This is a genomic window from Streptomyces echinatus (genome assembly GCF_014203595.1).
Classification (GTDB): Bacteria; Actinomycetota; Actinomycetes; order Streptomycetales; family Streptomycetaceae; genus Streptomyces; species Streptomyces echinatus.
This window is the reverse complement of sequence record NZ_JACHJK010000004.1, coordinates 88,077-114,019: the sequence shown is the minus strand read 5'-3', so window position 1 is coordinate 114,019 and position 25,943 is coordinate 88,077. Positions and strand designations below refer to the sequence as shown.

Sequence of the window (25,943 nt, the reverse complement as noted above, 5' to 3'; positions counted from 1 at the left end):
AAAGGCCCCTCAGTCCCATTCCAGGCCGCCGCGCCGCCATACGTACGCGTAGGCGACGAAGACGGTGAGCACGAAGAGCAGCATCTCCACGAGCCCGAAGATCCCCAGGGCGTCGAAGGTGACGGCCCAGGGGTAGAGGAAGACGATCTCGATGTCGAAGACGATGAAGAGCATCGCCGTCAGGTAGTACTTGATGGGGAAGCGCCCGCCGCCGGCCGGCGTGGGGGTCGGCTCGATGCCGCACTCGTAGGCCTCGAGCTTCGCGCGGTTGTACCGCTTCGGACCGATCAGCGTGGCCATGACCACGGAGAAGATCGCAAAGCCTGCCCCGAGGGCTCCCAGTACGAGGATGGGCGCATACGCGTTCACCGCTCCTCGCTCCTCTCAGTCGGCACTGACTGCTGGCGGTTGCACTGGGCTCACATCCGCCTCACCGGTCCCACGAGTCCCGCTCGTCCCGGGCGAAGATCGAGAACATGTGAAGCAGGTCACAAGCCCAACTGCCTCGCATCTTATGCCCGCCGCTCTGTGATCTGCGACACGGGGTATTCCACAAGCTTTGTGATCTCCACCACCTGACGAAGGATCATGAAGTCGGATGATGAGTGATCTTCACACGCGAAGCGTTCAGTTGATCACCAGAAGTGACATTTTCGCTTGTCATCCCAGGCCGGAGGGGTCGTCTCAATATCAAGAGAGTTCCGCTGCATGCAAATTGGTGTTGGACGGGGACGGCTGATAGTGGGGCGCGTTCACACCTCGGAGGGAGGCGCGCGACGGATGTGGACGCGGGCCGGGACGCGTGCACGCGTTCACGAAGTCCGCATGCGGGGGACGCGGGGATTCCGGTAACCGTTCCGTGACCTCCGCCACATCCATGAGAGGGTCATGAGAACCGGGCTTGGCCAACCACCTCAACCAGTGGTAGGCGTGGGGCAATTCGGACGTAATGATCAAAGACCGTGATCAAGGGCTTGATCACGGGCGTCCGCAATGTCCGTTACGGCGTCAATAAAGGGCGACACGCCCGGGATTCCGGGCCCCCGTTGAGCAACTGTGGCGCAGCACACGTTTCTTGAAGATATGAAGGAGCCCCTGGTACCGGTTGTTCCCATGTCCCACACCGCTCACATACGCAGCCACCGGAAGCCCCGCCGCAGCGCGTCGACCCTCGCCGTGCGGGCCGGAGTTGCCGGTGGCGTTCTCGGCACCCTGGCAGTCGCCGGGGCGTCCGGCTCGGCGAACGCGGCCGAGCCGGTGACGCAGACCCTCGAACTGCCCACCCTGACGGCCGACCTGGCCGCCCTGACCGCCCAGTCGGCCGACGCCACCGAGCAGGCCGCCGCGCACTACCAGCTGCAGGCCGAGCGTGACGCGGCTGCCGCAAAGGCGGCGAAGCAGGCCAAGGCGGACCTCGTCGAGGCCAAGAAGAAGGCGGCCGAGGCCAGGAAGAAGGCGCAGGAGGAGGCCCGCATCCAGGCCGCCGCCCGCGCGGCGCGGAGCGCGGAGCGGACCACGCTGTCCACCACGTCGGACGGCGGCTCCACCTCCACCTCCACCGGCACGTCCACCGACACGTCCACGTCCACCGGCACGTCCACGGCGACCGGCTCGGCCGCCGCGGTCGTCAGCTTCGTCAAGGCGCAGATCGGCAAGGCGTACATCTCCGGCGCCACCGGCTCCTCGGCCTACGACTGCTCCGGCCTGGTGCAGACGGCCTTCAAGCAGGTCGGCGTCAGCCTGCCGCGTGTCTCCCAGGACCAGTCCACCGCCGGCACCCAGGTCTCGCTGAGCAACCTGCAGCCGGGCGACGTCCTGTACTGGGGCAGCGCGGGCAGCGCGTACCACGTCGCGGTGTACGTCGGCGACGGCATGTTCGTGGGCGCGCAGAACCCGTCCACCGGCGTCGTGGAGCGTCCGCTGTCGTACGACCCGCCCACCGGCGCCGTGCGGGTGCTCTGAGCGCATCCCGCACCTCGCACGCGCGTAAGGGCCGCAGCCGCTCGGGGGCAGCGGCCCTTGCGTCGTTCCCGGGGCCCGCACCGGCCTCCGGCGCGGGCCGGGCGTCTCGTCCCCTGCTTGTCCCCTGATTGCCCCTGCGCGCGGTGTCGTCCCTGACATGCTCGGCCCGGGCCGCCGGACGGCGGTCCGCCGACGAGCGAAGGAGACAGCGCGATGCCACGCGTGTTCGTACAGGGCAGCCCCGTCGACCGGTTCCCCCGGTACTCCCCCGAGGCCGGGCGCGGTGCCGTGCGCCGCGTCACCGAGGTCGGCGAGCAGGTGCTGCACAAGCCGTGCCGGGACGTCACGGAGTTCGGGCCCGACCTCGGTGCGCTCATCGACGACATGTTCCGCACCATGTACATCGCCGACGGGGCGGGACTGGCGGCGAATCAGGTCGGGGTCGATCTGCGGCTTTTCGTGTACGACTGCCCCGATGACGACGGAGTCCGGCATGTCGGACACATCGTCAATCCGGTGCTCGAAACACCCACGAGCGGGCGACGGCTGCTGGACGAGGGCGAGGGCTGCCTGTCGGTTCCCGGCGCCGTGATGGCCGTACCGCGGCCGGACCGGGCCGTCGTGCGCGGGCAGGACAGGGACGGCAACGCCGTCGTCGTCGAGGGCACCGGGTACTTCGCGCGGTGCCTCGCCCACGAGACCGACCACACCGACGGGCACGTCTATCTGGACCGGCTCTCGAAGCGGGACAAGAAGGACGCGCTGCGGCAGATGGCGGACCGGCGGGACGAGGTGTACGCCCGCCGGGCCGCCCGGGAAGCCGCGTTCCGCTCCTAGCCGGACGGCCGCCGGCGCCGGTCAGGCCCTCGGCGCCGGTCAGGCCTTCGGGGCCACCTTGCTCAGACCGTTGATGATGCGGTCCATCGCGTCGCCGCCCGTGGGGTCGGTGAGGTTCGCGAGGAGCTTCAGGGTGAACTTCATCAGCACCGGGTGGGTCAGACCGCGCTGGGCGGCGATCTGCATGACCTTCGGGTTGCCGATGAGCTTCACGAAGGCACGGCCGAGCGTGTAGTAGCCGCCGTAGGTGTCCTTGAGGACCCGCGGGTAGCGCTGCAGGGCGATCTCGCGCTGGGCGGGCGTCGCGCGCGCGTGGGCCTGCACGATGACGTCGGCGGCGATCTGGCCGGACTCCATGGCGTAGGCGATGCCCTCGCCGTTGAAGGGGTTCACCAGGCCGCCGGCGTCGCCGACGAGCAGCAGGCCGCGCGTGTAGTGCGGCTGGCGGTTGAAGGCCATGGGCAGGGCGGCGCCGCGGATCGGGCCGGTCATGTTCTCCGGGGTGTAGCCCCAGTCCGCCGGCATGGAGGCGCACCACGCCTTGAGGATCTCGCGCCAGTCCAGCTCCTTGAAGGAGGCGGAGGTGTTCAGGACGCCGAGGCCGACGTTGGACGTGCCGTCGCCCATGCCGAAGATCCAGCCGTAGCCGGGCAGCAGGCGGTCCTGGGGGCCGCGGCGGTCCCACAGTTCCAGCCAGGACTCCAGGTAGTCGTCGTCGTGGCGGGGGCTCTCGAAGTACGTCCGCACCGCGACGCCCATCGGGCGGTCCTCGCGGCGGTGCAGGCCCATCGCGAGGGACAGGCGGGTGGAGTTGCCGTCGGCGGCGACGACGAGCGGCGCGTGGAAGGTGACCTCGCGCTTCTCCTCGCCGAGCCTGGCGGTGACGCCGGTGATGCGTCCGGTGCGGTCGTCGACGACGGGCCCGGAGACGTTGCAGCGCTCATGGAGGCGGGCGCCGGCCTTCTGGGCGTTGCGGGCGAGCTGCTCGTCGAAGTCGTCGCGCTTGCGGACGAGTCCGTAGTCCGGGAAGGAGGCGAGATCCGGCCAGTCAAGCTGGAGGCGGCTGCCGCCGCCGATGATGCGCAGGCCCTTGTTGCGCAGCCAGCCGGCCTCCTCGGAGATGTCGATGCCCATGGAGACGAGCTGCTTGACCGCGCGCGGGGTGAGGCCGTCGCCGCACACCTTCTCGCGCGGGAACTCGGTCTTCTCCAGGAGCAGGACGTCGAGACCGGCCTTGGCGAGGTGGTACGCGGTCGTGGAGCCGGCTGGCCCCGCGCCGACGACGATCACATCGGCGGTGTGGTCGGAGAGGGGCTCGGTCACGGCGGGATCTCCCCAAGGTTCGAAATCTGCGTGCCGACCGGCACTGGACATGGGCAGTCTATTCAGCAGAATTGATCACCCGGCTGAAGGGCTGCCTTGTGAACGGACCTCTCCCCGCGGTACGGCTGCGCGTTCCCACCCACGAGGACGCGCTCGCCTGGCACCGGGTTTTCGCCGACCCGGAGGTCATGGAGTTCCACGGCGGCAAGCCCGCCGCGCTGTCGGTCTACGAGGAGCTCACCGCGCGCCAGCGACGGCACGACGCGGAACTCGGCTTCTGTCTGTGGACCCTGCTGGACGAGTCCGGTGAGGTCATCGGCTTCACCGGCGCGCAGCCGTGGCGGCCGGACTGGGGCCCGGTCGGCGAGACGGAGATCGGCTGGCGGCTCGGGCGGGCGCACTGGGGCAAGGGGTACGCCACCGCGGCGGCGCGGGAGACGGTCCGGCGGGTGCGGGCGGCCGGGGTGCCGGGTGTGGTGGCCATGGTGTGGCCGGGCAATGAGCGGTCGATCGCGGTGACGCGACGGCTCGGCATGGAGCGGGCGGAGAGCTATGCGCACCCGACGCTGAACGAGTCGGCGCTCTGCTTCCGCCTCAGAATTGGTGACGCACCGTAGCCATCTGTCACGGAAAGACACCGGCGCCTTCCGGGCGGGCCGCGCGAGAGTTACCCTGCCAGTACCGCTGGGGGTGACATCTGTGCGTATAACACCCAAGACACCCGAAGTGTGCGTGCCCCGTCTGGTCGGTCTGATGGCGGTCGACGCGCGCGAAACGGCCCGGGCGCGGGGCCTGTTCCTCAACGCGCCGGACCGCCCGGACTTCCACCTCGCCGTCGTCGACTACGTCGTGCGCCAGTACCCGCAGCCCGGTGCCGAGGTGCCGCGGGAATCGATGGTGTACGTGTGGTTCGACTTCGGGGAGGGCGAGGGCGGCGGGGGCGTGCGTGAACCACGCATCCCGAAACCGCCCGGAGGGGGGCTGCAACGGGAGCTGGACCAGCCCGGCGACCCGTACGCGGTGGCCGGGTTCAGCTCGCCTTGAAGCCGCGGTGCAGCGCGACCACACCGCCGGTGAGGTTGCGCCACGCCACCTTCGACCAGCCGGCCTCGCGCAGCCGCCCGGCGAGCGCGGGCTGGTCGGGCCAGGCCCGGATGGACTCGGCGAGATAGACGTACGCGTCCGGGTTCGAGGACACCGCGCGCGCGACCGGCGGCAGCGCCCGCATCAGGTACTCGGTGTAGACGGTGCGGAACGGCGCCCAGGTCGGATGGGAGAACTCGCAGATCACCACGCGTCCGCCGGGCCGGGTGACCCGGTACATCTCCCGCAGGGCCGCGTCCGTGTCCTGGACGTTGCGCAGCCCGAAGGAGATCGTCACGGCGTCGAAGGTGTCGTCCTTGAAGGGCAGCTTCGTCGCGTCGCCCGCGGTGAACGGCAGCCAGGTGTGCCTCTTCTTGCCGACCTGGAGCATCCCCAGGGAGAAGTCGCAGGGGACGACGTACGCGCCCGTCCGCGCGAAGGGCAGCGAGGAGGTGGCCGTGCCGGCGGCGAGGTCCAGGATCTTCTGCGCGGGGCGCGCGTCGACCGCGTCCGCCACCTCCTTGCGCCAGCGCCGGTCCTGGCCGAGCGACAGCACGTCGTTCGTCAGGTCGTACCGTTCCGCCACGTCGTCGAACATCGAGGCGACTTCGTGCGGCTGCTTGTTCAGGGAAGCGCGGGTCACCCGCCCATTCTTGCAGCCCCCTCTCAGGGCAGGAGCCTCGGCTTCCTGCGTGCCGCGACGTCCTCCACCCAGCCGCACGTCAGCACGGAGCCGGCGAGGAGGACCCGGCCGACGCGAACAGGAACCACTGGCTGTCCAGGGGCGGGTATCTCTCGAAGGCCGGCACGCCCCAGAACCGGTCGATCAGCGGGACGACGAGGGTCAGCGCGATCTCGTGCCAGACGTAGACCGTCACCGCACGCGCGTGGAACACGGTGGCCGTGCGGTCCAGGCGCCGGAACCGGGCCGGCCGGGCGAAGTCGATCCGGGATTACGCCTTCGCCCAGGACGCTCATCCTCTCCGACGCCGCCCGGGTACGGAGGTTCGCGGCGCGTCAGCGGATCGCCCCGGTGTCCATGTGTGCCACGTTCCGCGGTCGGCGGTGCGCTGACCGGGAGTCCGGGCAGGACGACGCGGCGACCGACTGCAGCGGGGTGGAGCAGAGCCCGGGGGCGTTCGCGGAGGCGTTCGCGGGCTGAGCGGACCGTCCCCGGCCCGGGCCGTGATCAGCGGCCGCGGTACACCAGCCGGCCGCCGATCACGGTCGCCACGCAGGTCCCGGCACCGCGCCGGACCAGTTCGGCGCGGTCGGCGACGTCGAACACGGCGAAGCGGGCGGGACCGCCCGGCACCAGCTTCGGCAGCAGGATCAGTGGGGTCGGGGACAGCGCCGCCGGGCCCGGCAGGCGGTCCGGCCGCTGACCCATCGCCAGTCCGGCCCTGCGCACCGCGTCGACCACGGCCCTCGACCGCAGCTCTCCGGCCACCGCCACCGTTCCGTGCGCCAGCATCCGCTGCACCCCCCGCCGCGCGCTCGCGCCGAGGCGGGCGGGATCGGCGCGGAAGATCGCCCGCGCACGCTCCCCGCCGATGGGCTCGGTACCGAGGGCATCGGCCTCGCGCGGGTCGGGATGGTACGTGGCCTCCAGCAGCTCCGGACCGTACGGGTTCAGCAGTCCCGGCGTCAGGATGCCGGGCCAGCGCCGCACCCGCGCCCGCGGGTCGGCGTCGGCCAGTTCCTCGTACCGGCCGACGGCGGCGACGGACGCCCCGTCGACCAGCACCGCCGTCTCGGGCGACTGTTCGGCAACGTGAAGTGTCAGCACGGAACGCCCGGCCGGCCCTAGTTGGACGCCAGAAGCTTCAGCTCGGGGTGGGCGGTGCCACCCTCGATCGCGGTGGAGGAGATGTGGGAGGCCACGCGGTCGTCGACGGGGTCGTTCGCCGGGTCGTCGTGGACGACGAGGTGCTCGTACGTCGTCGCGCGCTGCGCCGGGACCCGGCCCGCCTTGCGGATCAGGTCGATGATCTCCTGGCGGTTGGAGCGGTGCTTGGCACCGGCCGAGGAGACCACGTTCTCCTCCAGCATGATCGAGCCGAGGTCGTCCGCGCCGTAGTGCAGCGAGAGCTGGCCGACCTCCTTGCCGGTGGTGAGCCACGAGCCCTGGATGTGCTGGATGTTGTCCATGAAGAGACGGCCGATGGCGATCATCCGCAGGTACTCGAAGAGGGTCGCCTGCGTGCGGCCCTTCAGGTGGTTGTTCTCGGGCTGGTAGGTGTACGGGATGAACGCGCGGAAGCCGCCCGTGCGGTCCTGTACGTCCCGGATCATCCGCAGGTGCTCGATGCGCTCGGCGTTGGTCTCGCCGGTGCCCATGAGCATGGTGGAGGTGGACTCCACGCCCAGCCTGTGCGCGGTCTCCATGATCTCCAGCCAGCGCTCGCCGCTCTCCTTGAGGGGCGCGATGGCCTTGCGGGGGCGCTCGGGCAGGAGTTCCGCGCCGGCGCCGGCGAAGGAGTCCAGGCCGGCCTCGTGGATGCGGGTGATGGCCTCCTCGACCGAGACCCCGCTGATCCGGGCCATGTGCTCGACCTCGGACGCGCCCAGCGAGTGGATCACGAGCTGCGGGAAGGCGTCCTTGATGGCCTTGAAGTGCTTCTCGTAGTACTCGACGCCGTAGTCGGGGTGGTGGCCGCCCTGGAACATGATCTGGGTGCCGCCCAGCTCGACGGTCTCCGCGCAGCGGCGCAGAATGTCGTCGAGGTCGCGGGTCCAGCCCTTCGCGGTGTCCTTGGGGGCCGCGTAGAAGGCGCAGAACTTGCACGCCGTGACGCACACGTTCGTGTAGTTGATGTTCCGCTCGATGATGTACGTGGCGATGTGCTCGGTGCCCGCGTACTTGCGGCGGCGTACGGCGTCGGCGGCGGCGCCCAGGGCGTGCAGGGGCGCGTCGCGGTAGAGGTCGAGCGCCTCCTCGGGCGTGATGCGTCCGCCCGCCGCGGCTCGGTCGAGCACGGACTGGAGGTCGGCCTTCTCGGTCACCGGGCGTCCCTTTCGTCAAGCGGTGGGGGCAGACCGAACCAGCCTACGCCAGCCGTTTCGGGCCAAAGACCTCAGGCCGTGTACGCGCCGATCAGCAGCCCGATGAGGGTGCCGGTGAGCAGGAACGGGCCGAAGGGCACGGCCGTCTTCCGGTCCGCCCGCCGGGCCAGGACGAGCGCGCCGCCGTAGAGCGCGCCGAGCAGGAACGCGGCGAAGGTGCCGAGCAGCACGGTGGGCCAGCCGTACCAGCCGAGTACGGCGCCCGCCCCCACGGCCAGTTTCACGTCGCCGAAGCCCATGCCGCCCGGGTTGATGCGGTAGAGCAGGTAGTAGCCGGCGCCGAGCGCGAGGGCGCCGTAGAGCGCGGTACGCCAGTGGCCGGCGTGTTCGGGGAGCAGGGCGGTGAGGCCGAGCAGGGCGAGGGCGGTCGCGGCGAGCGGGAGGGTCAGCGGGTCGGGCAGCCGCCGCACGCGGAAGTCCACGGCGGCGAGCAGCACGCCGACGGGCGCGAGCAGCAGCCAGACCGCCAACTCGGGCCGGGTGCCGGTGGCGACGGCGAGGACGGCACAGACGAGCGCGGTGAGGGAGGCGAGGAGGACACCGGAGGGGGTGTCGGGGGCGTGGGAGGAGACGGAGGCGTCGGGCCGCGGGTCCGTGGTGGGGGGTGAGCCGGCGTGGGCGCAGGTGCCGCATCGCGCCGCGCCCAGCCAGCCGCGGAGTGGGTGGCCGTCGGGGCACCGGTCCCGCCAGGGCTCGTCGGAAGGGACGCTGAACCGGTAGGCGGCGCGGGGCAGCAGCGCGCCCGCCGACGCGCCCCACACCGCGGCGACGAGCACCAGCAGCCCCGTGGTCACGTCGCCCACGTCTCCCACGCCCCCCACGCCTCCCACCCCGTCACCCCGTCACCCCGTGCGCCTGCCCTGGTTCCTACCCGGCTCAGACGGCCGGCATCGCGTACACGTCGTCGCCGTTGGCCATCAGCAGCCGGCTGCCCGACAGGGCGATCTGCCACTGGTCGCCGGTGCCCTTGTTGTCGGTCCAGCTCCAGCGCTTGCGGCCGCTCTTCGCGTCCAGGGCCACGACACCGCCGCCGACGGCCTGGGCACCGCAGTACAGGGTGGTGCCGTACTTCACGAACACCTCCGGCGCGCCACGGTCGTTGTCCTCGCACAGCCAGATCCGCTTGCCGGTGTGGACGTCGACGGCCCAGATGCCGCGGTCGTGGTCGCCGACGTAGAGGACGCCGTCGATGACGGTGGGCGGGTAGAAACCGCGGCGGCCGCTCGGGGACAGGGTCCAGCGGGTCGCCCCGGTCTTCAGGTCGACGGCGGTCAGTTCGTCTCCGGGCAGGAAGACCAGGCCGTCGGAGGCGGTGGGCCGCCAGGACCAGTCGTCGCCGAGCTTCTTCGTCCACAGCTGGGCGCCGGTGGCGGTGTCGCGGACGGTGAGGTTGAACTTGGAGTCGGCGTAGACCAGGTACTTCCCGGAGACGGAGCCCTCGACGTCGTAGTCGTCGGTGCCCCAGTCGCGCTTCTGGATCCACACGGTCCTGCGGGTGGCGAGGCTGACGGCCGCGACCGCCGTGCGGTAGTCGGTGGCGCTCTTGGACTCGCTGAAGTCGCTCGCCGCGACGTAGACGTGCTGGTCGTCGATGGCGATGGTGTCCTCGATGTCGATGCGCTTGCCGAGCCGGCTGCGCCACACCTCCTCGCCGGTCGCCGCGTCGCGGGCGATGAGGACGCCGTCGTACTCGCCGTCCGGCAGATACATCCGGCCGTCGTGGTAGAGCAGTTGGGAGCCGGGAACCACGAGGTCCGGCTTGGACCAGCGGGACTTGCCGGTCTTCACGTCGTACGCCACCAGCGGGTCGCCGCTGATCAGCAGCAGGCCGTCGTGGACGAGCAGCGGTACGGCGCTGGCGCCGTCGTCGGTGAGTTCCCGGTGCCACAGCGGCTGCGGGGCGACTCCGGGGGGCGGGGTGGTGAAGTGTTCGGCGGCGGGCTCGCCCGAGACGCCGCGCCCGCCTCCGGATCCGGTGACGTCGGCCTGGGTGTCCCGGCCGAACCACCAGGCGGCGCCCCCGCCGACGGCCGCGACGGCGGCGGCACCGCCGAGGGCGAGGGACAGGGCGCGGCGCCGGGTGGGGCGCGCGGCGGAGGAGCCGGAAGCGTCGAGCCGCACGGTGCCGGGTACGGCGGTCCCGTCCACGGGCGTGCCGTACCCGGGCGCGGGCCCCGGGGTGCCGCCGGGAGGCGTGCCGTGGCCGGCGGCCTGCGCGGGCGGGTACCCGTACCCGGCCGCGGACTGCCCGCCCCCACCGGAAGGCACGCCGTACCCGCCCACGGGCTGCCCGCCCCCACCGGAAGGCACGCCGTACCCGCCCACGGGCTGCCCGATCCCGCCGGGAGGCGTCCCCGCACCGGCCAGCATCGTCGGCGCGGGGCCGAACCCGGCACCGGCGGCACCGGCGGCGGCACCCGCGCCGCCCGCCGCCGGCGGCTGCGCTTCCGGTGCCTCCAGGTCCAGGATCCCGGCCGCGTGGGTGGCGATCGTGGAGGCGACGGCCGAGGGCAGCCAGTCGCGGAGGACGCCCTCGACGCCCCCCGGGGCCAGCGCGGCGACGATCTCGGCCGGCGCGGGCCGGCCGGCCGGGTCCTTCTGCAGACAGGCACGGACCAGGCCGAGGAGCGAGCGCGGTACGCCCGTCAGGTCGGCGTCCCCGTGCACCACTTGATAGAGCAGCGCCGCGTGCGAGGCGGCCCCGTCGCCGAAGGCGCTGCGCCCGCCGGCCGCGAAGGCGAGGACCGCGCCGAGGGAGAAGACGTCGCCGGCCGGGCCGACGTCCTTGCCCATGGCCTGCTCCGGGGGCATGTAGCCGGGCGAGCCGACCACGACCCCGGTCTGGGTCATCCGCGTGCCGTCCACGGCGCGCGCGATGCCGAAGTCGATGACGCGCGGGCCGTCCGCGGCGAGCAGCACGTTCGACGGTTTGAGGTCGCGGTGGACGAGACCGGCCGCGTGGATCTCCTGGAGCGCGGCGGCGAGCCCGGCGCCGAGCGCGCGCACGGTGTGCTCCGGCAGCGGACCGTGCGTGGCGACGACCTCGGTCAGGTCCGGGCCGAGGACGTACGAGGTGGCCAGCCAGGGCAGCGGCGCCTCGGGGTCGGCGTCCACGACCGCGGCGGTGTACTGGCCGGAGACGGCCTGGGCTATCTCGGCCTCGTGCCGGAAGCGTTCGCGGAAGCCCGGGTCGGCGGCGAGGTCGGGACGTACGACCTTGACGGCGACGGTCCGCCCGCCGGGCGAGCGGGCCAGATAGACCCGGCCCATGCCGCCGGCTCCGAGTCTGCCCAGCATCCGGTAGCTGCCCAACTCGCGCGGGTCGTCAGCCTGCAGTGTCTCCATGGCGGGATCTTCCCGTCCTTCCCCGTCGCGTGGTACGCCCGGCGTGGCCGATACGTGTGGGCCGGCGTTCGCCAACGCGGACACAGTAGTGACGGCGGGGTGCGGCGGAGCGACAGGGGCTGGGTGGAGCGGGCTAACCGACCCTTGACATCCGCGAAGTCGGGTTGCCTTCTTCCGAACTGTCCGACGTGTACCTCAGATCGTCGCCGACCGGCGTCAACTCGATCTGGTGCGGGGTGGGGTCGCAGCCGGCGTGGTTGCCGGCGGCGCCCACCGAGGTCGCGAGGATCTGTGTCCCGGTCACCTTCTTCAGGGTGAGGATGTCGGTGCAGACGGCTCCGATCTGGTCGGTCTGCCGGAGCCGTCCCAGCTCCTCGCCGACGGCGGCCTGATGGACGGTGACGCGGAAGGTGCCCATGGGCAGGCTGCCGCCGAGGCCGGTGGCCTGACCCTCCCAGCTGCCGAGGTAGCGGCCGGGGATCGCGCCGGGGCCGGGGGTGGGGACGCCCGCCGAGGCACTGCCCGCGGAGGGGCTGCCGGTGGGGGAGCCGCCCTGGCCGGGGCCTCGGGTGGTGGGGCCGCCGCCCGCGGGGAGATCGCCCGTGGCCGGGCTGCCGCTGGTCGTGGCGGGCGCCGGGGAGCGGGCGGTGCCGCTGCTCGCGTCGGTGTCCGCGCCGCCTCCTTCGAACCAGGGCCGCACCAGGGCGCCGAGCCCCACGGACGCCACGACCAGCGCGCCGGCGACCGCCAGTACGACCGTGCAGCTCACCCGGCGGCCCCGGCCGCCCTCCCCCGGTGCGGAGTCCGCAGCGACGCTGACGGTGACCCGGCCGGGCGGCGGCACGTCACGCGGCCCGGGCACGACGGTCGCTCCGGCGGGCACTCCGCCCACGCCGGTCGTCGGGCCGAAGGGCCCCGCGGCCGCGCCGGCCGAACCGAAAGTCCCCGCGCTCCCGTCACCGGAGCCGCCGGAGCCGCCCGTCGGGCCGGCGTCCGCCCCCGTCCCCGGGTTCATCACGGGCGCGGGCCCGAATCCCCCGCCGCCTCCCGAAGTCCCCTCACCCGGGACCGCCGCCCCGCCCACCGAAGCACTCTGGACCACCGGACCGGCCGCCGAGGAACCGGGACCCGCCCAACCCGCAAGCGCACCAGCCGCCGAGGAACCCGGACCCGCCGACCGCCCCTCAAGCGCACCAGCCCCCGAACCCCCCGCCCCGCCCCCCACCGAACCGGAGCCCGTGGCTCCCGGTACCGAGGGGGTGCTGAAGCCGACCGGCCCGGAGGGTGCCGTCTCCTGTGTGTCCAGGTTGAGCAGGCGTACCACGCCGCGGCTGACCTGTTCCACCAGGGTGCCCGGCAGCCAGCCGCCCGCGACCAGCCGGGCGGCACCTTCCGGGGCGAGCCGCCGGCTGACCTCGGCGGGGCCGGGCCGGGCGGCGGGGTCCTTGGTCAGGCAGGCCGCGGCCAGCTCGCGCAGCTCACCGTCGAGCCCGCCGAGTTCGGGCTCCTCGTGGACGACCTTGTACAGCAGCGCGGCCGAGGAGTCACCGCGGAAGGGCTGCTCCCCCGTGGCCGCGTAGGCGAGGACGGCACCGAGGGAGAAGACGTCCGCGGCGCCGGTGACGCCCTTGCCGAGGATCTGCTCGGGCGACACGTAACCGGGCGAGCCGATCGAGACGCCGGTGGAGGTGAGGGACGCCGTGCCGTCCATGGCGCGCGCGATGCCGAAGTCGATCAGCAGCGGCCCGTCCAGGGTCAGCAGGACGTTGGAGGGCTTCACGTCGCGGTGGACGAGGCCCTGTTCGTGTACGGCCGTCAGCGCCTCGGCGAGCCCCGCCCCCAGGGCCCGCACGGTGTGCGCGGGCAGCGGGCCGCCCTCGGAGACGGCCGCCGCGAGGGAGGGGCCGGCCGCGTAGGCGGTGGCGACCCAGGGCACCGCGGCCTCCGGGTCCGCGTCCAGGACGGGCGCGGTCCAGGCGCCGCCGACCCGCCGGGCGGCCTCCACCTCGCGCCGGAAGCGGGCGCGGAACTCCTCGTCCAGCGCGAAGTGCGGGTGCACGATCTTCACGGCGACGGTACGGCCGCCCGCGCTGCGGCCGAGATAGACCCGGCCCATGCCACCGGAGCCGAGCCGGCCCAGCAGCCGGTACGGCCCGACGGTGGCCGGCTCGTCGACTTCCAGCGGCTGCATGGCGCACTCTCCCCCCAACGCCTGGTGGACAGCAGCGTAGTGACGAGGGGCCGGAGCCGCAGCAGCCCGGCCCTCCCGTCCGCCGGGAAACCGCTCGCCGAACCGACGCGGGGGGACCAGGTGCGGAGGTGACGGCGGGACGAAGGGCTAGGCCCCCAGCAGCTCCACCTTCACGTCCGCCGGGAAACCGGTCGTCGGGCCGATGCGGCGGGCGAACTCGGCGACGGCCTCCAACTGCGGGCCGCCGAAGCTGAAGTCGAGGGTGGTGAAGTACTGCGCCAGGGTCGCCTCGTCGAACGCCTCCCAGCGGGCGGCCTGTTCGGCGACCTTGCCGACCTCTTCCAGGGAGAGGTTGCGGGAGGCGAGGAAGGACTCGTGGGCCTTGCGGGTGATGACCGGCTCGCGCTCCACGTAGTCCCGGCGGGCCGCCCAGACCGCGAAGACGAACGGCAGGCCGGTCCACTCCTTCCACAGGGAGCCCAGGTCGTGGACCTGAAGGCCGTAGCGCGGGCCGTCGACGAGGTTGGCGCGCAGGGCCGCGTCGCCGATGAGTACGGCGGCCTGGGCGTCCTGCATCATCAGGCTGAGGTCGGGCGGGCAGGTGTAGTAGTCGGGCTGGACGCCGTACCGCTCGGCGAGCAGCAGCTGGGCGAGCCGGACCGAGGTGCGGGAGGTCGAGCCGAGGGCGACCCGGGCGCCGTCCAGCTGCTCCAGCGGGACCTGGGAGACGATCACGCAGGACATCACCGGGCCGTCGCAGCCGACGGCGATGTCCGGGAAGGCGACGAGGTCGTCGGCGTTGCGGAGGAACTCGACGAGGGTGACGGGTCCCATGTCCAGGTCGCCGCGCACGATCTGCTCGCTGAGCTTCTCCGGGGTGTCCTTGGTCAGCTCGAAGTCGAGGAGGGTGCCGGTTCTCGCGAGCCCCCAGTAGAGGGGCAGGCAGTTCAGGAACTGGATGTGGCCGACGCGCGGCCGGGTGCGAGAATTGTCCACATCGCGAGACTAGACCCCGTGCTGTACGGTGCTGGGACCGACCCCGCCCCCAAACGGGCTAGCGAAGGTTCAAACATCCGAGTGACGTGATCTTGATCCCTATTGCTTTCGGCTGCCCGCGTGCTAGGCTCGCCGCAAGTTGCAGTTTGGTTTCCCTTGCAGTACAGAGCCTGCGGAGCATGTGACCGCGGGCTCTCGTCGTTTTCAGACGAATGCAGTTGTGCAGCACCGTTTCGCACGTGCAGGTTCTGGAGCAGGGCAACCCTTTTGAGCCCAAGGAGGGCTTATGGCTACCGGAACCGTGAAGTGGTTCAACGCCGAAAAGGGCTTTGGCTTCATCGCCCAGGAGGGCGGCGGCCCCGACGTCTTCGTTCACTACTCCGCGATCAACGCCTCCGGCTTCCGCTCCCTCGAGGAGAACCAGCAGGTGAGCTTCGACGTGACCCAGGGTCCGAAGGGCCCGCAGGCGGAGAACGTCACCCCCGTCTGATCACTGCCTGATCGCAGAACCTGAGTGCAGTACCCAAGGAGCCCCGCGCCGTCCGGCAACGGGGCTCCTGCCTTTTCCGGTTCATTTCCGGTTCACATGTGCTGCATGATCAGGACGAACTTGGTTCCGTCCGCGAGCGCCTCGTACGCGTGCGGCACATCCCCGCGATACGACATGTAATCCCCCGGTCCCAGCTCGACCGCTTCTCCGCGCGGCCCCGCCTTGACCTTCCCCTCGCCGACCACGATGTGCTCGGTGGTCCCGGGAATGTGCGGCTCGGAATCCCGTACGGATCCGGGTTCCAGCCAGACGTAATAGATGTCCCTGCGCGCGCCCGGGGGGCAGGCGGAGAGCAGCGAGGCCAGGTAGCTGGACTGCTCGGAGCGGACGGTGGGCCCCTCCCCGGCCCGGATCACCTGGATCGCCGGCGCGGGCGGCTCGACCAGTGCGCTGAAGGGCACGCCGAGCGCCACCGCGAGCGCCCAGATGGTCTCCATGCTCGGGTTCCCGCTCGCCGCCTCCAGCTGGGACAGCGTGGACTTGGCGACACCGGCGCGCTTGGCCAGCTCGGACAGGGACAGACCGGCACGGCCGCGCTCCCGCTTCAGGGAGGCGGCGATCCACTCCAGCGGGAGCCGGGCGGGTACCTCGGACATGACCGTTCGCTCCATCGGTACGATCGTTCGCCTTGACGAACGAGGCGTTCGCTGTTCATTCTAGGAAACATGCGTTCGGTACAGCGAACAACCACAGGTGCGGCCGGAGACCGCTCCCTGGTCCGTGACAGCTCGCTCGTCTGGCTGGCCAGCGGTGTCGTTGGCGTCTCCTTCGGCGCCGTCTCCGTCGCCGGCGGGCTGCCGGTCTGGGTGCCGGTGCTGATGTCACTGGTGGTGTACGCCGGATCGGCCCAGTTCAGCGCGGTGGGCGTGCTGCTCGCCGGGGGCGGCCCGGCCGCCGCCGTCGCCACCGGGCTGCTCCTCAACACCCGGACCGCCGCCTTCAGTCTGGCCGTGGCCGAGATCCTCGGCACCGGCCGCGCCGGCCGCTTCCTCGGCGCCCACCTGGTCACCGACGAGACGGTCGCCTTCGCCCTGGCCCAGCCGGACCCGGCACGGCAGCGGCGGGCGTTCTGGATATCCGGGCTCGGCCTGTTCGCCGTGTGGAACACCGGCGTCCTGGCCGGCGCCCTCGCGGGCAGCGCGCTCGGCGACACCGCCCGCTACGGCCTGGACGCGGCTTTCCCCGCCGTCCTGGTCGCCCTGGTCCTGCCCATCCTGCGCGCCGACGCGGCGGTACGACGCTGCGCACTGCTCGGCGCCGCCCTGGCACTCGCGGCCACGCCCGCCGTCCCGGCCGGGGTGCCGGTGCTGCTCGCGCTCGCCGGGCTGCTCCTGCACCGGCGCCCGGCCGCCGCGCCGGGAGCCGCCGCGTGAACCCGACGCTCGCCGTGATCCTCGCCCTGGCCGTCGGCACGTACGCCTTCCGGCTGGTCGGCCCGGTGCTGCACGGCCGGGTGACCGTCCCGCCCCGGGTCCAGGAACTGGCCTCGGCCGGCGCGGTGGTGCTGCTCGTCGCCCTGCTGGCCACGGGCGCCCTGACCGAGGCCGGCGGCTTCGCGGGCTGGGCCCGCCCCGCCGGGGTCCTGGCCGGCGCCGCCCTGGCCTGGCGCCGGGCGCCCTTCGCCCTCGTCGTCCTGGGCGCGGCGACGACGACGGCGCTGCTGCGGCTGGCGGGGATGGGCTAGGGGGTTTCGTTTGGATCAGCCCGGGTCCGCGACGCCCGGCACGGCACTCCCCCAGCCTTCGGCCGGGGGTACCCCCACGCCGCGTTGTCGGACCACCCGAGTACGCCCAGTACGCGGATGATCCTCCGCCTTGCGATGCTCCCCCACTGCCTGAACGGCGTGGGAGGTACCCCCATCACCGGACGCCGCGGCCTGATCCGACCTGATCCAAACGAAACCCCCTAGGCCGCCGCCGTCCAGCCGCACCTGGGGGAACCCCTCCGGGCGCGCGCCCCCAGGCGAGGCACCGGACGCGGACACCGACGCGGACGCCGACGACCGGGCCGACGCTCCTCCGCCGGAGGCCGTGAAACCCGTCGCCGCGTCCCGGCCACCCGGCCGGTCCTTCGCGTCCATGACCGGGGCCATGAACGCGGGCGTGCCGATCGTGCTGCCGGTCGCCGTGTACGACGTCCCGTCCGCGGCCAGCGCGATCCCGAAGTCGATCACCCGGGGCCCGTCGGCGGCCAGCAGCACGTTCGACGGCTTCAAATCCCGGTGTACGGCACCCTCGGCATGGATGGCCTGCAACGCCTCGGCCACCCCCGCCATCAGCCACAGCACGGCCTGCACCGGAAGCCGCCCGCGCCGGGCCACGGCCTGCGCCAGGGACGGGCCGGAAACGTACAGCGTGGCCAGCCAGGGCAGTGCGCCGTCCGGGTCGGCGTCGATCAGTTCCGCGGTGTACGCCCCCGGGCCTCCGCGCCGCCCGGCCCCCTCCCGCGCCCAGCCGGGCGGCGAGCCGGTAACCCGCCACCACCGGCGTGTCGTCCGCCTGCAGCGTCACGTGGTTCATCGGCCCGGTACCCCCGGTGTGACGCTTTGGCCAAGGGCAGCAGCCTAAGGGGGGTGTCAGTGCGGCCCGCTACGGTCCCTCCCCATGACCGACACCGAAGACTTCGTGACCGCCGCCCGCACCTTCTACGACACCGTCGCCGAGGACTACGCCGGACACTTCCGCAACCCCCTTGCCGCCAGGCCGCTGGAGCGGGCGCTGCTCGGCGCGTACGCCGAACAGGTCGGCCCCGAGGGCACGGTGGCCGACCTCGGCTGCGGCCCCGGCGAGATCACCGCCCACCTGGCCGGCCTGGGTCTGTCCGTCTACGGCCTGGACCTCTCCGAGTCCATGGTCGCCATCGCCCGCCGCGAACATCCCGCGCTGCGGTTCGAACAGGGCTCGATGCTGGAGCTTCCCCTCACCGACGGTTCCCTGGCCGGGATCGTCTCCTGGTACTCCAGCATCCACACCCCGACGGACGAACTCCCGTCCCTGATGACCGAGTTCCACCGCGTACTGGCTCCGGGCGGCCGTCTCCTGCTCGCCTTCCAGGTGGGCGACGCGCCGCTCCGCCTCGACCGCCCCTGGGGCCGGGACGTGATCCTGGACTTCCACCGTCGCCGCCCCGAACAGATGGCCGAGCTGCTGTCGGACGCGGGATTCGCCCTCCGCTCCAGCACCGTGCGCGAACGCGTCGAGGCCCACGGCGAGTCAACCCCGCAGGCGTTCCTTCTCGCCCAGAAGAAAGCCTGACCAGGCAACCGGGCCGACGGTGAGATGCCCGGCGCCGGGCCGCTTGGAGTCGCGGATGTGGATGGCGGCGGGGTGGGGGGCGACCTCTACGCACTCGCCGCCTTCGCCACTGCTGTGGGTGGACTTGCGCCAGTGGTAGGCGAGTTCGAGGCAATCGCCGCCTTCACCGCCGCTGTGGCTGGATTTGAACCAATTGAGTTCCGCGCCGCTCATAGCGTCTCCAGCTTCGTTTCGATCAACGCCCGGGTTTCCAGGGGCGGAAGTGCCATGGCTCGCATGATCCCATAGCGGTCTGCGATCTTCCTGACCTCTTCGGCGTCGGTGATCAGCCGCGGGTACCCCTGGATCTCCGTGTACGCGACCTGCGGGTAGCCCCTGGGGACGAGGAGGTTGAACGCGCCATCCATGTTGGGGTGTTCCTGCAAGAGCGTTGGCATCACCTGAATCTCCACGTTTCTCATGGTGCCTACGTCCAGCAAGCGGCGCAGCTGCCCGGCGTGGACGCGTGGTCCACCGATCGGCCGGTCGAGCACGACCTCTTCCAGGACGTAGCTGACTACTGGGGCCGGCAGGCGCTCGAACACTTGCTGACGCGACAGACGGTCGGCCACCCGCTTCTCGATGGTCTCCTCGCTGAGGAACGGCCGCCGCTTGGCGAACACCGCCCGCGCGTACTCCTCGGTCTGCAGCAAGCCCTGCACGGCGTGATTGGAGTAGTGATGCAGCTCCACAGCCTCCGCCTCCATCGCGGCATAGCTGCGATACCACTCCGGATGCCTGGTCCGCGCCCGGCTCATCGCCTCCTCAACCTGGGGGATGACCTCCGCGAACAACCCATCTGCTTTGAGGATTTCGTCCGCCCTCTGCAGGAACTCCGGCCTCGGCGTCCGTACCCCTCGCTCCATCGCCGAGATCTGGTCGGGGCCGTACCCCACGAGACCGCCGAACTCCCGCTGGTTCAGCCCCGCCTTCTCCCTCAGCAGCTTCAGCTGTTTGCCCAGGACGACGAAGACCGCCGCCGCCCCGTTGACCTCCGCCGGGGTCTCCGGTCGCCGTTCCTCTGTCACGCCACCCTCCGACATGCCGTACTCCACACGAGCCGCGCCCGTACGACTACGTACAGTCGCCGGGTCTCCCCTGGTCAGCGTAGGGAGAAGGCAGCACGCTCGGTGACGTGAACGTAGAAATCTCCACCCCCACAACCGAACTCGTCCAGCGGCTCAGCGCCACCCCGCGGGGCGCCCGGCTGGCCCGTCGGCTGACCGGTGCCGCGCTGGCGACCTGGGGTTATCCGCACGAGGGCGACCTGAGCCACACCGCGCAGCTGATCGTCGCCGAACTGGCCGCCAACGCCGTCACACACGGTCGCGTCCCGGGGCGGGACTTCGAGCTGCGGCTCGGCCTGCTGCGGGAGAAGAACACCTTGCGTATCGAGGTGAGCGATGCCCGAGGGGACCGGAAGCTGCGGTTCCTGGACGGGCGGCCGGAGGACGAACACGGGCGCGGGCTGGTCGTCGTACAGGTGCTGGCCTCGCTGTGGGGCGTGTCCGAGCGGGACGTCGGCAAGACGGTGTGGGTGGAGCTGTCGCTCAGCCCGCGGCAGCGACCCGGCACTCCACGACCGTGTCCGCGAAGGCCCGGGCCGGCGGGCTGAGCGCGTCCCAGCGGCGGACGGCCCAGCCGACGGGCAGGGGACGCAGACCGGGCAACGGGACCAGCCGCAACGGGCTGTCGCCGGGGGCCGGAAGGCGAGGCACGGCGGGTACGACCGCTCGCCCGATCCCCAGCTCGGCGAGCAGCAGCGCCGTGTCCCAGTCGGCCACGCTCGGCTCGTGCGCGAACCGCACGCCCCGCTCCGCGCAGGCCGCTTCGAGGTGTGCGGCGGACGTGGAGTTCGGCGGGAGCCGGATGATCCGGGTGTCGGCCAGTTCCGCGGGGTCCAGGTGGGGGCGGCCGGCCAGCGGGTCGTCCGCGCGGACGGCGAGGAGCCACGGCAGCTCCACGACGGTGCGCTGCTCGATGCCGCGGACCGGGGGACCGATGGTGATCCAGGCCAGGTCCAGGGTGCCGTCGGCGAGGGCGTCGAAGCTGCCACGGCCCGAACTCACGGTGTGGAACTCCAGGTTGACCTTGGGGTGGCGGTGGCGGAAGGTGACGACCGCGTCGGACATGAAGTGCCGGACGGTCGTCGCGCCGGTGGCCACGCGGACGTAGCCGCTGTGGCCGTCGACCAGGTCACGGAGCTGCCGTACCGCCAGGTCCAGGCCGGAGATGCCTTCGGCTGCGGCAGCCTCCAGTATCCGTCCGGCCTGGGTGGGGACGACTCCGCGCGGTCGACGCTCCAGCAGGGCGACGCCTGTCTCCCGTTCCAGCCGCTTGACGTGCTGGCTTACGGCGGACTGGGTGCAGCCGAGGTCACGGGCGACCGAACTCAGGCTGCCCGCGCGGCAGACGGCCACGTACACGCGGAGGTCGTCGAGCGTCACAACACCCAAGTTATCACTGGGGTTTGGTGAGTAAACCCAAGGATTGACTGGATGGTGGGGGCGTACGAGGATCGGATGCGGGCCGCAACCGACCCAGGCGGCAACCCGCTCCCCGCCCCGCCGAGTCCGGACGAGGTGGGACCCACGAGGAGCGGGTGCCGACCCTTTCAGCCTCTCGCCGTGAGCGATTGGCAGATACGTGCCACGAATCCGAGCACATCGACGACAAAACAGCTGGTCAGCGTCAGGGCGCCTGGCACAGTTCCGCCAATCTCCCCTCCCCTGCGACCCCAGAGGCCAAGGAGGCCGGGAAGCCGGGAAGCCGGGAGGCCGGGGAGCCGGGAAGCCGCCGAACCCACCCGGCGTCCATGCGAGACGCGACCGCGCCCCCTCCCCCACGACGCGAAGGCAGCGGCCTCGGGGCCCAACACGCCTCAGTCGCGCCCCGGCAAAAGAACCCGGACCCCCACCACTGGACCCCGTGGAACTGGCCCACACCCCCCACCCCACCGAGCGGCTCAGCGTTCGTACATGCTCTCCACTTCCTTCGTGAAGTCCCGCATGATCTGTTCCCGGCGCAGCTTCATGGAAGGGGTCAGGTGGCCGGCCTCCTCCGTGAAGTCCACCGGGAGGACGGCGAAGCGGCGGATGGACTCGGGGCGGGAGACCAGTTTGTTCGCCTCGTCCAGTGCCCGCTGCAGGACCGCCGCCAACTCCGCGTCGTCGACGAGGAACTCGGGCGGCACGGGATGCTTGCCGATCATCTGGCGCCAGTGGGTGATGCCGTCGGGGTCGAGCGTGATGAGGGCCGAGACGTACGGGCGGCCGTCGCCCACCAGCATCACCTGGGAGATCAGCGGGTGCTGGCGCAGCCAGTTCTCCAGCGGGGCCGGGGCCACCGACTTGCCGCCCGCCGTGATCAGCAGCTCCTTCTTGCGGCCGGTGATGGTCAGATAGCCCTCGTCGTCCAGCTCGCCGAGGTCGCCGGTGGCCAGCCAGCCGTCGCGGGTCGCGGGGACGACTCCGCCCGCCTGCGGGTCCCAGTAGCCGCGCAGCACATGGTCGCCGGCGAGCAGGATCTCGCCGTCCGCCGCGATCCGTACCCGCGTGCCGGGTATCGGCCAGCCGACCGTGCCCAGACGGGGCTTGAGGGGCGGGGTGACCGTCGACGCGCCGGTGGTCTCCGTGAGGCCGTAGCCCTCGAAGATCTCGATGCCCGCGCCCGCGTAGAACGCGGCGAGGCGCCGGCCGAGGGGAGAGCCGCCGCAGATCGCGTACCGGACGCGGCCTCCCATGGCGGTGCGCAGGCGGCGGTAGACGAGGGGGTCGTAGAAGGTGCGCTGCGTCTTCAGGGCGCGGCTCGGGCCGCTGCCGGTGCCGGTCTGCCAGGCCTCCAGCGCCTCGCCGTAGCGCTGGGCGACGGCCGCCGCCCGGTCGAAGGCCGCCACGCGGCCGCCCGCCTCCGCCTTGGCGCGGGACGAGTTGTAGATCTTCTCCAGCATGTAGGGGATGGTCAGCAGTGCGGTCGGCCGGAACGCGGCCAGGTCCGGCAGGAGGTCGTCCGGGGCCAGGCTGGGGGCGTGGCCGAGGCGGACCCGGGCGCGGACGCAGGCGATGGCCACCATCCGGCCGAAGACGTGGGACATGGGCAGGAAGAGCAGGACCGACGGCTCCTCGCCCTGCGCCTTGAAGACCGGATGGAGCAGTTCGATCGCGTTGTCGACCTCGGCGAAGAAGTTGCCGTGGGAGAGGGCGCAGCCCTTGGGGCGGCCGGTGGTGCCGGAGGTGTAGATCAGTGTGGCGAGGGTGTCGGGGCCCAGCATGCCCCGGCGGACGCCCACCTCGCCGTCCGGCACCGGCGCGCCCGCGTCGGCGAGCTGGGCCACGTGGCCCTTCTCCATCACCCACACGTGGCGCAGGTCGGGCAGGTGCGGGAGTTCGGGGCCGATGGCGGCGGCCTGGGCGGTGGTCTCCGTGACGAGGGCGACCGCGCCGGAGTCGTGCAGGATCCAGCGGGTCTGGAAGACGGAGGAGGTGGGGTAGACGGGGACCGTGACCAGGCCGGCCGCCCAGGCGGCGAAGTCGAGGAGGGTCCACTCGTAGGTCGTACGGGCCATGACGGCGATCCGGTCGCCGGGCATCAGGCCCTCGGCTATCAGGCCCTTGGCCACCGCCTGCACTTCGGCGGCGAACCGGGCGGCCGTCACGTCCGTCCAGCGGCCGCCGGACAGCTTGCGGCTGAGCACGATCGCGTCGGGGGCCGCCTCCGCGTTCTCGTACGGGAGGTCGGCGAGGGAGCCGTGCTTGACCTGGGGCGCGAACGGCGGCACGTACGCCTCGCTCACCGCTCCGTCCAGCCGCCGTGTCTCGGGTTCGACGAGGACGGGGCGGCCGTCGTAGTCGACGGCGGAGACGGGGGCGCCGGAGGAGAGGGGGGCGGTCGGGTACGGGGTGGACACGGGCGGCTCCTCTGGCGTGCGTGCGCCGGCGGCGGGCCCTGGGGGAAAGGGGTTACCGCTGGTCAGGCAGGTGATCGTACGGCTCGGCTGTGAGGGGGTTGTGCGGGTTCGGGGATGGTCCGGGGCCAGGGGTGTGCAGCCTCGGGGGGTATGTGAGGGGCGTTCAGCTTTGCCTGTGCCGTGGTGGGTCGGGTGTACCGGGATCGCCGTCACCCCTTGTACCCACTGGACTTACCTCCGGTAACCTTACTCTGGAGTAAGCACTTTGGAACCGAGTCGCGCGGGAGTTGTACATGGCCGACCGCTACCTGAGCTTCACCGGCACGGCACCCGGCCGTTTCCTCACCCGGCGCCTGGGCCCGCCCCAGTCGGCCGAGCCGGTCCGGTGGTCGCCCGAACTGCCCACCGGCCGGCGGGCGCTGGGGGCCTGATGGACACGGTCACCCTCACCGCCGCGCCCGCGCTGGGCCCGCTGCTGGCCCGGGGCGCCCTGCGCTCCCCCTTCAAGCGGCCCGCACCGGACGCGGCGTTCCCGCGCACCCGGCTCGTGCTGTCCGGTGTGCGTGTCGACCTGACGAGGCTCGCCGCCTACGAGCGGGTCTGCGGCTTTCCGACCGGCGAGCTGGACCTTCCGGTCACCTATCCGCACGTCCTGGGCTTCCCGCTGGCCATGCGGCTGATGAGCGGCCGGGACTTTCCGCTGCCGTTGCTCGGCCTGGTCCACACGTCGATCGAGATCGTCCGGCGGGCCGCGCTGCCGGCCGACGCGGAGTACGAGTTGTCGGTGTTCGTCGAGGGGCTGGCCGCGCACCGGCGCGGGACGGAGGCGACGGTGGGGACCTGCCTTCGGCTGGGCGGCGACCTGGTCTGGGAGTCCCGCAGCACGTACCTGGCCCGACACGGGACGGCTTCGGCCCCGGCCCCGGCCCACCCGCCCACCCGACTCGGTCGGCACAAACCGAACCCTCACGGGGCTCCGCCCCGGACCCCGGAGGACGCCCCGCCCGAGCGGGCCGCGTCCGCCGCGGAACGGGGCGGGGGCCCGGAGGACGACACACGCCGGAAGGACGGGCCGACCGCGTCCGTCACGGAGCGGGGCGGGGGCCCGGAGGACGACACACGCCGGAAGGGCGAGCCGACCGCGTCCGTCACGGAGCGGGGCGGGGGCCCGGAGGACGACACACGCCGGAAGGACGGGCCGACCGCGTCCGCCACGGAACGGGGCCGGGGCCCGGAGGGCGGCACAGGTGGGAAGGGCGGGGCGGAGTATGGCGCGGGTGGGGAGGGGGCGGTGGGGGTCGTTGTCGAGTGGGGGCTCGGTGGGGACGTGGGGCGGCGGTACGGGGCCGCTTCCGGGGATCGCAATCCCATTCATCTGCACCCGCTCACGGCCCGCCTCTTCGGCTTTCCCCGGGCCATCGCGCACGGCATGTGGACGGTGGCCCGCTGTCTCGCCGCCCACGGCACGCCCGACGCGACCGAGGTCCGGGCCCGGTTCCAGGCGCCGGTGCTGCTGCCGGGCACGGTGACCTACAGCGCGGACGGCAACGGGCGCTTCGCCCTGCGGGGCTCGGGCGGCAGGCTCCACGTGTCCGGTGAGGTACGACCGCTGTCCGGCACCGGGCCGGGTTCGGCCGGGGTTCCCCGAGGGGCCGGGCAGGCGACCGATCCCCGGCGCAACTCGCCCTCCACAGAGCGGAGTTGACGGGCTATACGTCTCCTCGCCCGCAGCCCTACGTCTCCTCGCCCGGCGGAGCCCACACGCGGCCGGACATCAGGGTGCCCAGGCCCGACCAGGCGAAGTTCATCAGCGTGGCCGCGGCCTGCCGGGCGGTGACGCCGGGCGTGGCGTTGGCCCAGGCGGCGAGCGACTCGGCGGCGCCGACCAGCGCCTCGGCCAGCCCGGCCACCTCGCGCTCGGGCAGGCCGGGGTCCCGGTGTGCCTCCCGGGCCGCCACCACGACCAGCCGGGTCACGAACGTGACGAGTTCCGCGCGCATCGCGGCGACCTCGGCCGCGAAGGTCTCTCCGTGCGTGCGGGCCTGCAGGTGCAGGACCGACCAGCCGTCGGGGTGCTCGGCGGTGTGCGCGAAGAACGCCCGCAGGCCTTCCCAGAGTTGCCGGTCGGCGGGCAGCTCCTGCCGGACACCCGCGCGGACGGCCGCCGTGAGCGCGGTGGCCTCGCGGCGGATGCAGGCGGTGAAGAGGTCTTCCTTCGAGTTCAGGTACAGATAGACCAACGGCTTGGACACGCCCGCGAGTTCGGCGATCTCGTCCATCGACGCGGCCATGTACCCGCGCTGTCCGAAGATCCGTACGGCGGCGTCGAGCATCTGCTGCTCCCGTACCGCCCTCGGCATCCGTTTGGTCTTGACGGCACCCATGAGGGCA

26 protein-coding genes and 2 pseudogenes are annotated in these 25,943 nt (G+C 72.3%); 11 read left to right on the top strand and 17 right to left on the bottom strand.

Features of this window, described 5'->3' with window-relative positions; genetic code table 11:
• Window positions 1-9: 9 nt before the first annotated feature.
• A complete protein-coding gene (locus FHS34_RS13015) occupies window positions 10-369 on the bottom strand; it encodes an NADH-quinone oxidoreductase subunit A (protein ID WP_003992243.1) in 360 nt (119 codons plus the stop codon).
• Between the two features lie 744 nt (window positions 370-1,113).
• Here FHS34_RS13015 and FHS34_RS13010 point away from each other — a divergent pair.
• On the top strand, window positions 1,114-1,962 hold the full coding sequence (locus tag FHS34_RS13010; RefSeq protein ID WP_184964567.1) for a C40 family peptidase: 849 nt from the start codon (window positions 1,114-1,116) through the stop codon (window positions 1,960-1,962).
• Window positions 1,963-2,175: 213 nt separating this feature from the next.
• A complete protein-coding gene (gene def, locus FHS34_RS13005) occupies window positions 2,176-2,799 on the top strand; it encodes a peptide deformylase (RefSeq protein ID WP_184964565.1) in 624 nt (207 codons plus the stop codon).
• Window positions 2,800-2,838: 39 nt separating this feature from the next.
• Here the strand turns inward: def and FHS34_RS13000 are convergent, their stop codons facing one another.
• Window positions 2,839-4,173: a geranylgeranyl reductase family protein gene (locus tag FHS34_RS13000; RefSeq protein ID WP_184964562.1), complete on the bottom strand. Its 1,335-nt coding sequence runs from the start codon at window positions 4,171-4,173 to the stop codon at window positions 2,839-2,841.
• A gap of 47 nt (window positions 4,174-4,220) precedes the next feature.
• Between FHS34_RS13000 and FHS34_RS12995 the strand changes: the two genes are divergently transcribed.
• Both FHS34_RS12995 and FHS34_RS12990 read left to right on the top strand, forming a co-directional pair.
• Window positions 4,221-4,739 (top strand): GNAT family N-acetyltransferase, encoded by a 519-nt coding sequence (locus tag FHS34_RS12995; RefSeq protein WP_184964560.1) that lies wholly within the window; start codon window positions 4,221-4,223, stop codon window positions 4,737-4,739.
• Between the two features lie 109 nt (window positions 4,740-4,848).
• The gene (locus tag FHS34_RS12990; protein ID WP_184965292.1) at window positions 4,849-5,166 is read left to right on the top strand and encodes a PASTA domain-containing protein; all 318 of its coding nucleotides are present in this window, start codon (window positions 4,849-4,851) and stop codon (window positions 5,164-5,166) included.
• Here FHS34_RS12990 and FHS34_RS12985 read toward each other — a convergent pair.
• From FHS34_RS12985 to FHS34_RS12950, 8 genes and pseudogenes are all read right to left on the bottom strand, one after another.
• Window positions 5,153-5,848 carry a demethylmenaquinone methyltransferase gene (locus FHS34_RS12985; RefSeq protein WP_184964558.1) on the bottom strand — a complete coding sequence of 232 codons (696 nt, stop codon included), beginning with the start codon at window positions 5,846-5,848 and terminating at the stop codon, window positions 5,153-5,155. The two genes, FHS34_RS12990 and FHS34_RS12985, sit on opposite strands and share 14 nt — an antisense overlap.
• Window positions 5,849-5,871: 23 nt before the next feature.
• A pseudogene (locus tag FHS34_RS12980) lies at window positions 5,872-6,152 on the bottom strand (acyltransferase family protein); the annotation flags it as partial.
• Between the two features lie 242 nt (window positions 6,153-6,394).
• Window positions 6,395-6,994, bottom strand: a complete 600-nt coding sequence (locus FHS34_RS12975) for a hypothetical protein (protein WP_184964556.1) — start codon at window positions 6,992-6,994, stop codon at window positions 6,395-6,397.
• A 17-nt stretch (window positions 6,995-7,011) separates the two neighbouring features.
• The gene (mqnC, locus tag FHS34_RS12970) at window positions 7,012-8,211 is read right to left on the bottom strand and encodes a cyclic dehypoxanthinyl futalosine synthase (protein WP_184964554.1); all 1,200 of its coding nucleotides are present in this window, start codon (window positions 8,209-8,211) and stop codon (window positions 7,012-7,014) included.
• A gap of 71 nt (window positions 8,212-8,282) precedes the next feature.
• Window positions 8,283-9,065 carry a prepilin peptidase gene (locus tag FHS34_RS12965; protein ID WP_184965290.1) on the bottom strand — a complete coding sequence of 261 codons (783 nt, stop codon included), beginning with the start codon at window positions 9,063-9,065 and terminating at the stop codon, window positions 8,283-8,285.
• An 82-nt stretch (window positions 9,066-9,147) separates the two neighbouring features.
• Window positions 9,148-11,616: a protein kinase domain-containing protein gene (locus tag FHS34_RS43435; RefSeq protein WP_184964552.1), complete on the bottom strand. Its 2,469-nt coding sequence runs from the start codon at window positions 11,614-11,616 to the stop codon at window positions 9,148-9,150.
• Window positions 11,617-11,749: 133 nt separating this feature from the next.
• Window positions 11,750-13,807: a serine/threonine-protein kinase gene (locus tag FHS34_RS12955; RefSeq protein WP_184964550.1), complete on the bottom strand. Its 2,058-nt coding sequence runs from the start codon at window positions 13,805-13,807 to the stop codon at window positions 11,750-11,752.
• Between the two features lie 147 nt (window positions 13,808-13,954).
• Window positions 13,955-14,803, bottom strand: coding sequence for a menaquinone biosynthetic enzyme MqnA/MqnD family protein (locus tag FHS34_RS12950; protein WP_184964548.1), 849 nt, complete (start codon window positions 14,801-14,803; stop codon window positions 13,955-13,957).
• Window positions 14,804-15,089: 286 nt separating this feature from the next.
• Here FHS34_RS12950 and FHS34_RS12945 point away from each other — a divergent pair, with 286 nt between their 5' ends.
• The gene (locus tag FHS34_RS12945; protein WP_003992177.1) at window positions 15,090-15,293 is read left to right on the top strand and encodes a cold-shock protein; all 204 of its coding nucleotides are present in this window, start codon (window positions 15,090-15,092) and stop codon (window positions 15,291-15,293) included.
• Between the two features lie 92 nt (window positions 15,294-15,385).
• On the opposite strand, the gene FHS34_RS12940 is transcribed toward FHS34_RS12945, so the two are convergent.
• Window positions 15,386-15,949 (bottom strand): helix-turn-helix domain-containing protein, encoded by a 564-nt coding sequence (locus FHS34_RS12940; protein ID WP_184964546.1) that lies wholly within the window; start codon window positions 15,947-15,949, stop codon window positions 15,386-15,388.
• Between the two features lie 69 nt (window positions 15,950-16,018).
• Between FHS34_RS12940 and FHS34_RS12935 the strand changes: the two genes are divergently transcribed.
• Window positions 16,019-16,726 (top strand): AzlC family ABC transporter permease, encoded by a 708-nt coding sequence (locus tag FHS34_RS12935; RefSeq protein WP_184964544.1) that lies wholly within the window; start codon window positions 16,019-16,021, stop codon window positions 16,724-16,726.
• The gene (locus FHS34_RS12930) at window positions 16,723-17,037 is read left to right on the top strand and encodes a branched-chain amino acid transport AzlD family protein (RefSeq protein WP_184964542.1); all 315 of its coding nucleotides are present in this window, start codon (window positions 16,723-16,725) and stop codon (window positions 17,035-17,037) included. Before FHS34_RS12935 ends, FHS34_RS12930 begins: the two co-directional genes overlap by 4 nt.
• A gap of 399 nt (window positions 17,038-17,436) precedes the next feature.
• Here FHS34_RS12930 and FHS34_RS12925 read toward each other — a convergent pair.
• Window positions 17,437-17,872, bottom strand: a pseudogene (locus FHS34_RS12925) (protein kinase domain-containing protein); the annotation flags it as partial.
• Window positions 17,873-17,956: 84 nt separating this feature from the next.
• Between FHS34_RS12925 and FHS34_RS12920 the strand changes: the two are divergent.
• Window positions 17,957-18,607, top strand: coding sequence for a class I SAM-dependent methyltransferase (locus FHS34_RS12920; RefSeq protein ID WP_184964540.1), 651 nt, complete (start codon window positions 17,957-17,959; stop codon window positions 18,605-18,607).
• On the opposite strand, the gene FHS34_RS12915 is transcribed toward FHS34_RS12920, so the two are convergent.
• On the bottom strand, window positions 18,566-18,820 hold the full coding sequence (locus FHS34_RS12915) for a DUF397 domain-containing protein (protein WP_184964539.1): 255 nt from the start codon (window positions 18,818-18,820) through the stop codon (window positions 18,566-18,568). The two genes, FHS34_RS12920 and FHS34_RS12915, sit on opposite strands and share 42 nt — an antisense overlap.
• Window positions 18,817-19,689 carry a helix-turn-helix domain-containing protein gene (locus FHS34_RS12910; protein WP_184964537.1) on the bottom strand — a complete coding sequence of 291 codons (873 nt, stop codon included), beginning with the start codon at window positions 19,687-19,689 and terminating at the stop codon, window positions 18,817-18,819. The genes FHS34_RS12915 and FHS34_RS12910 overlap by 4 nt, the downstream gene beginning before the upstream one ends.
• Window positions 19,690-19,781: 92 nt before the next feature.
• Here FHS34_RS12910 and FHS34_RS12905 point away from each other — a divergent pair, with 92 nt between their 5' ends.
• Window positions 19,782-20,261, top strand: a complete 480-nt coding sequence (locus tag FHS34_RS12905; RefSeq protein ID WP_184964535.1) for an ATP-binding protein — start codon at window positions 19,782-19,784, stop codon at window positions 20,259-20,261.
• Here FHS34_RS12905 and FHS34_RS12900 read toward each other — a convergent pair.
• Window positions 20,197-21,093, bottom strand: a complete 897-nt coding sequence (locus tag FHS34_RS12900) for a LysR family transcriptional regulator (RefSeq protein ID WP_184964533.1) — start codon at window positions 21,091-21,093, stop codon at window positions 20,197-20,199. The genes FHS34_RS12905 and FHS34_RS12900 overlap by 65 nt on opposite strands.
• A 518-nt stretch (window positions 21,094-21,611) precedes the next feature.
• Window positions 21,612-23,552: an AMP-dependent synthetase/ligase gene (locus tag FHS34_RS12895; protein WP_184964531.1), complete on the bottom strand. Its 1,941-nt coding sequence runs from the start codon at window positions 23,550-23,552 to the stop codon at window positions 21,612-21,614.
• Between the two features lie 293 nt (window positions 23,553-23,845).
• Here FHS34_RS12895 and FHS34_RS12890 point away from each other — a divergent pair, with 293 nt between their 5' ends.
• Together FHS34_RS12890 and FHS34_RS42530 are read left to right on the top strand one after the other, a co-directional pair.
• Window positions 23,846-23,983 carry a hypothetical protein gene (locus FHS34_RS12890; protein WP_225817601.1) on the top strand — a complete coding sequence of 46 codons (138 nt, stop codon included), beginning with the start codon at window positions 23,846-23,848 and terminating at the stop codon, window positions 23,981-23,983.
• On the top strand, window positions 23,983-25,257 hold the full coding sequence (locus FHS34_RS42530) for a MaoC/PaaZ C-terminal domain-containing protein (RefSeq protein WP_225817602.1): 1,275 nt from the start codon (window positions 23,983-23,985) through the stop codon (window positions 25,255-25,257). Before FHS34_RS12890 ends, FHS34_RS42530 begins: the two co-directional genes overlap by 1 nt.
• A gap of 28 nt (window positions 25,258-25,285) precedes the next feature.
• Here the strand turns inward: FHS34_RS42530 and FHS34_RS12875 are convergent, their stop codons facing one another.
• A complete protein-coding gene (locus tag FHS34_RS12875) occupies window positions 25,286-25,936 on the bottom strand; it encodes a TetR/AcrR family transcriptional regulator (protein ID WP_184964529.1) in 651 nt (216 codons plus the stop codon).
• Between the last annotated feature and the right edge of the window lie 7 nt (window positions 25,937-25,943).

Excerpts from the sequence above, each read along its gene's own strand:
- FHS34_RS13010 (WP_184964567.1), top strand. The coding sequence starts at position 1,114 with ATGTCCCACACCGCTCACATACGCAGCCACCGGAAGCCCCGCCGCAGC.
- def (WP_184964565.1), top strand. The coding sequence starts at position 2,176 with ATGCCACGCGTGTTCGTACAGGGCAGCCCCGTCGACCGGTTCCCCCGG.
- FHS34_RS13000 (WP_184964562.1), bottom strand. The coding sequence starts at position 4,173 with ATGTCCAGTGCCGGTCGGCACGCAGATTTCGAACCTTGGGGAGATCCC.
- FHS34_RS43435 (WP_184964552.1), bottom strand. The coding sequence starts at position 11,616 with ATGGAGACACTGCAGGCTGACGACCCGCGCGAGTTGGGCAGCTACCGG.
- FHS34_RS12955 (WP_184964550.1), bottom strand. The coding sequence starts at position 13,807 with ATGCAGCCGCTGGAAGTCGACGAGCCGGCCACCGTCGGGCCGTACCGG.
- FHS34_RS12945 (WP_003992177.1), top strand. The coding sequence starts at position 15,090 with ATGGCTACCGGAACCGTGAAGTGGTTCAACGCCGAAAAGGGCTTTGGC.
- FHS34_RS12940 (WP_184964546.1), bottom strand. The coding sequence starts at position 15,949 with ATGTCCGAGGTACCCGCCCGGCTCCCGCTGGAGTGGATCGCCGCCTCC.
- FHS34_RS12935 (WP_184964544.1), top strand. The coding sequence starts at position 16,019 with ATGCGTTCGGTACAGCGAACAACCACAGGTGCGGCCGGAGACCGCTCC.
- FHS34_RS12920 (WP_184964540.1), top strand. The coding sequence starts at position 17,957 with ATGACCGACACCGAAGACTTCGTGACCGCCGCCCGCACCTTCTACGAC.
- FHS34_RS12915 (WP_184964539.1), bottom strand. The coding sequence starts at position 18,820 with ATGAGCGGCGCGGAACTCAATTGGTTCAAATCCAGCCACAGCGGCGGT.
- FHS34_RS12910 (WP_184964537.1), bottom strand. The coding sequence starts at position 19,689 with ATGTCGGAGGGTGGCGTGACAGAGGAACGGCGACCGGAGACCCCGGCG.
- FHS34_RS12890 (WP_225817601.1), top strand. The coding sequence starts at position 23,846 with ATGGCCGACCGCTACCTGAGCTTCACCGGCACGGCACCCGGCCGTTTC.
- FHS34_RS42530 (WP_225817602.1), top strand. The coding sequence starts at position 23,983 with ATGGACACGGTCACCCTCACCGCCGCGCCCGCGCTGGGCCCGCTGCTG.
- FHS34_RS12875 (WP_184964529.1), bottom strand. The coding sequence starts at position 25,936 with ATGGGTGCCGTCAAGACCAAACGGATGCCGAGGGCGGTACGGGAGCAG.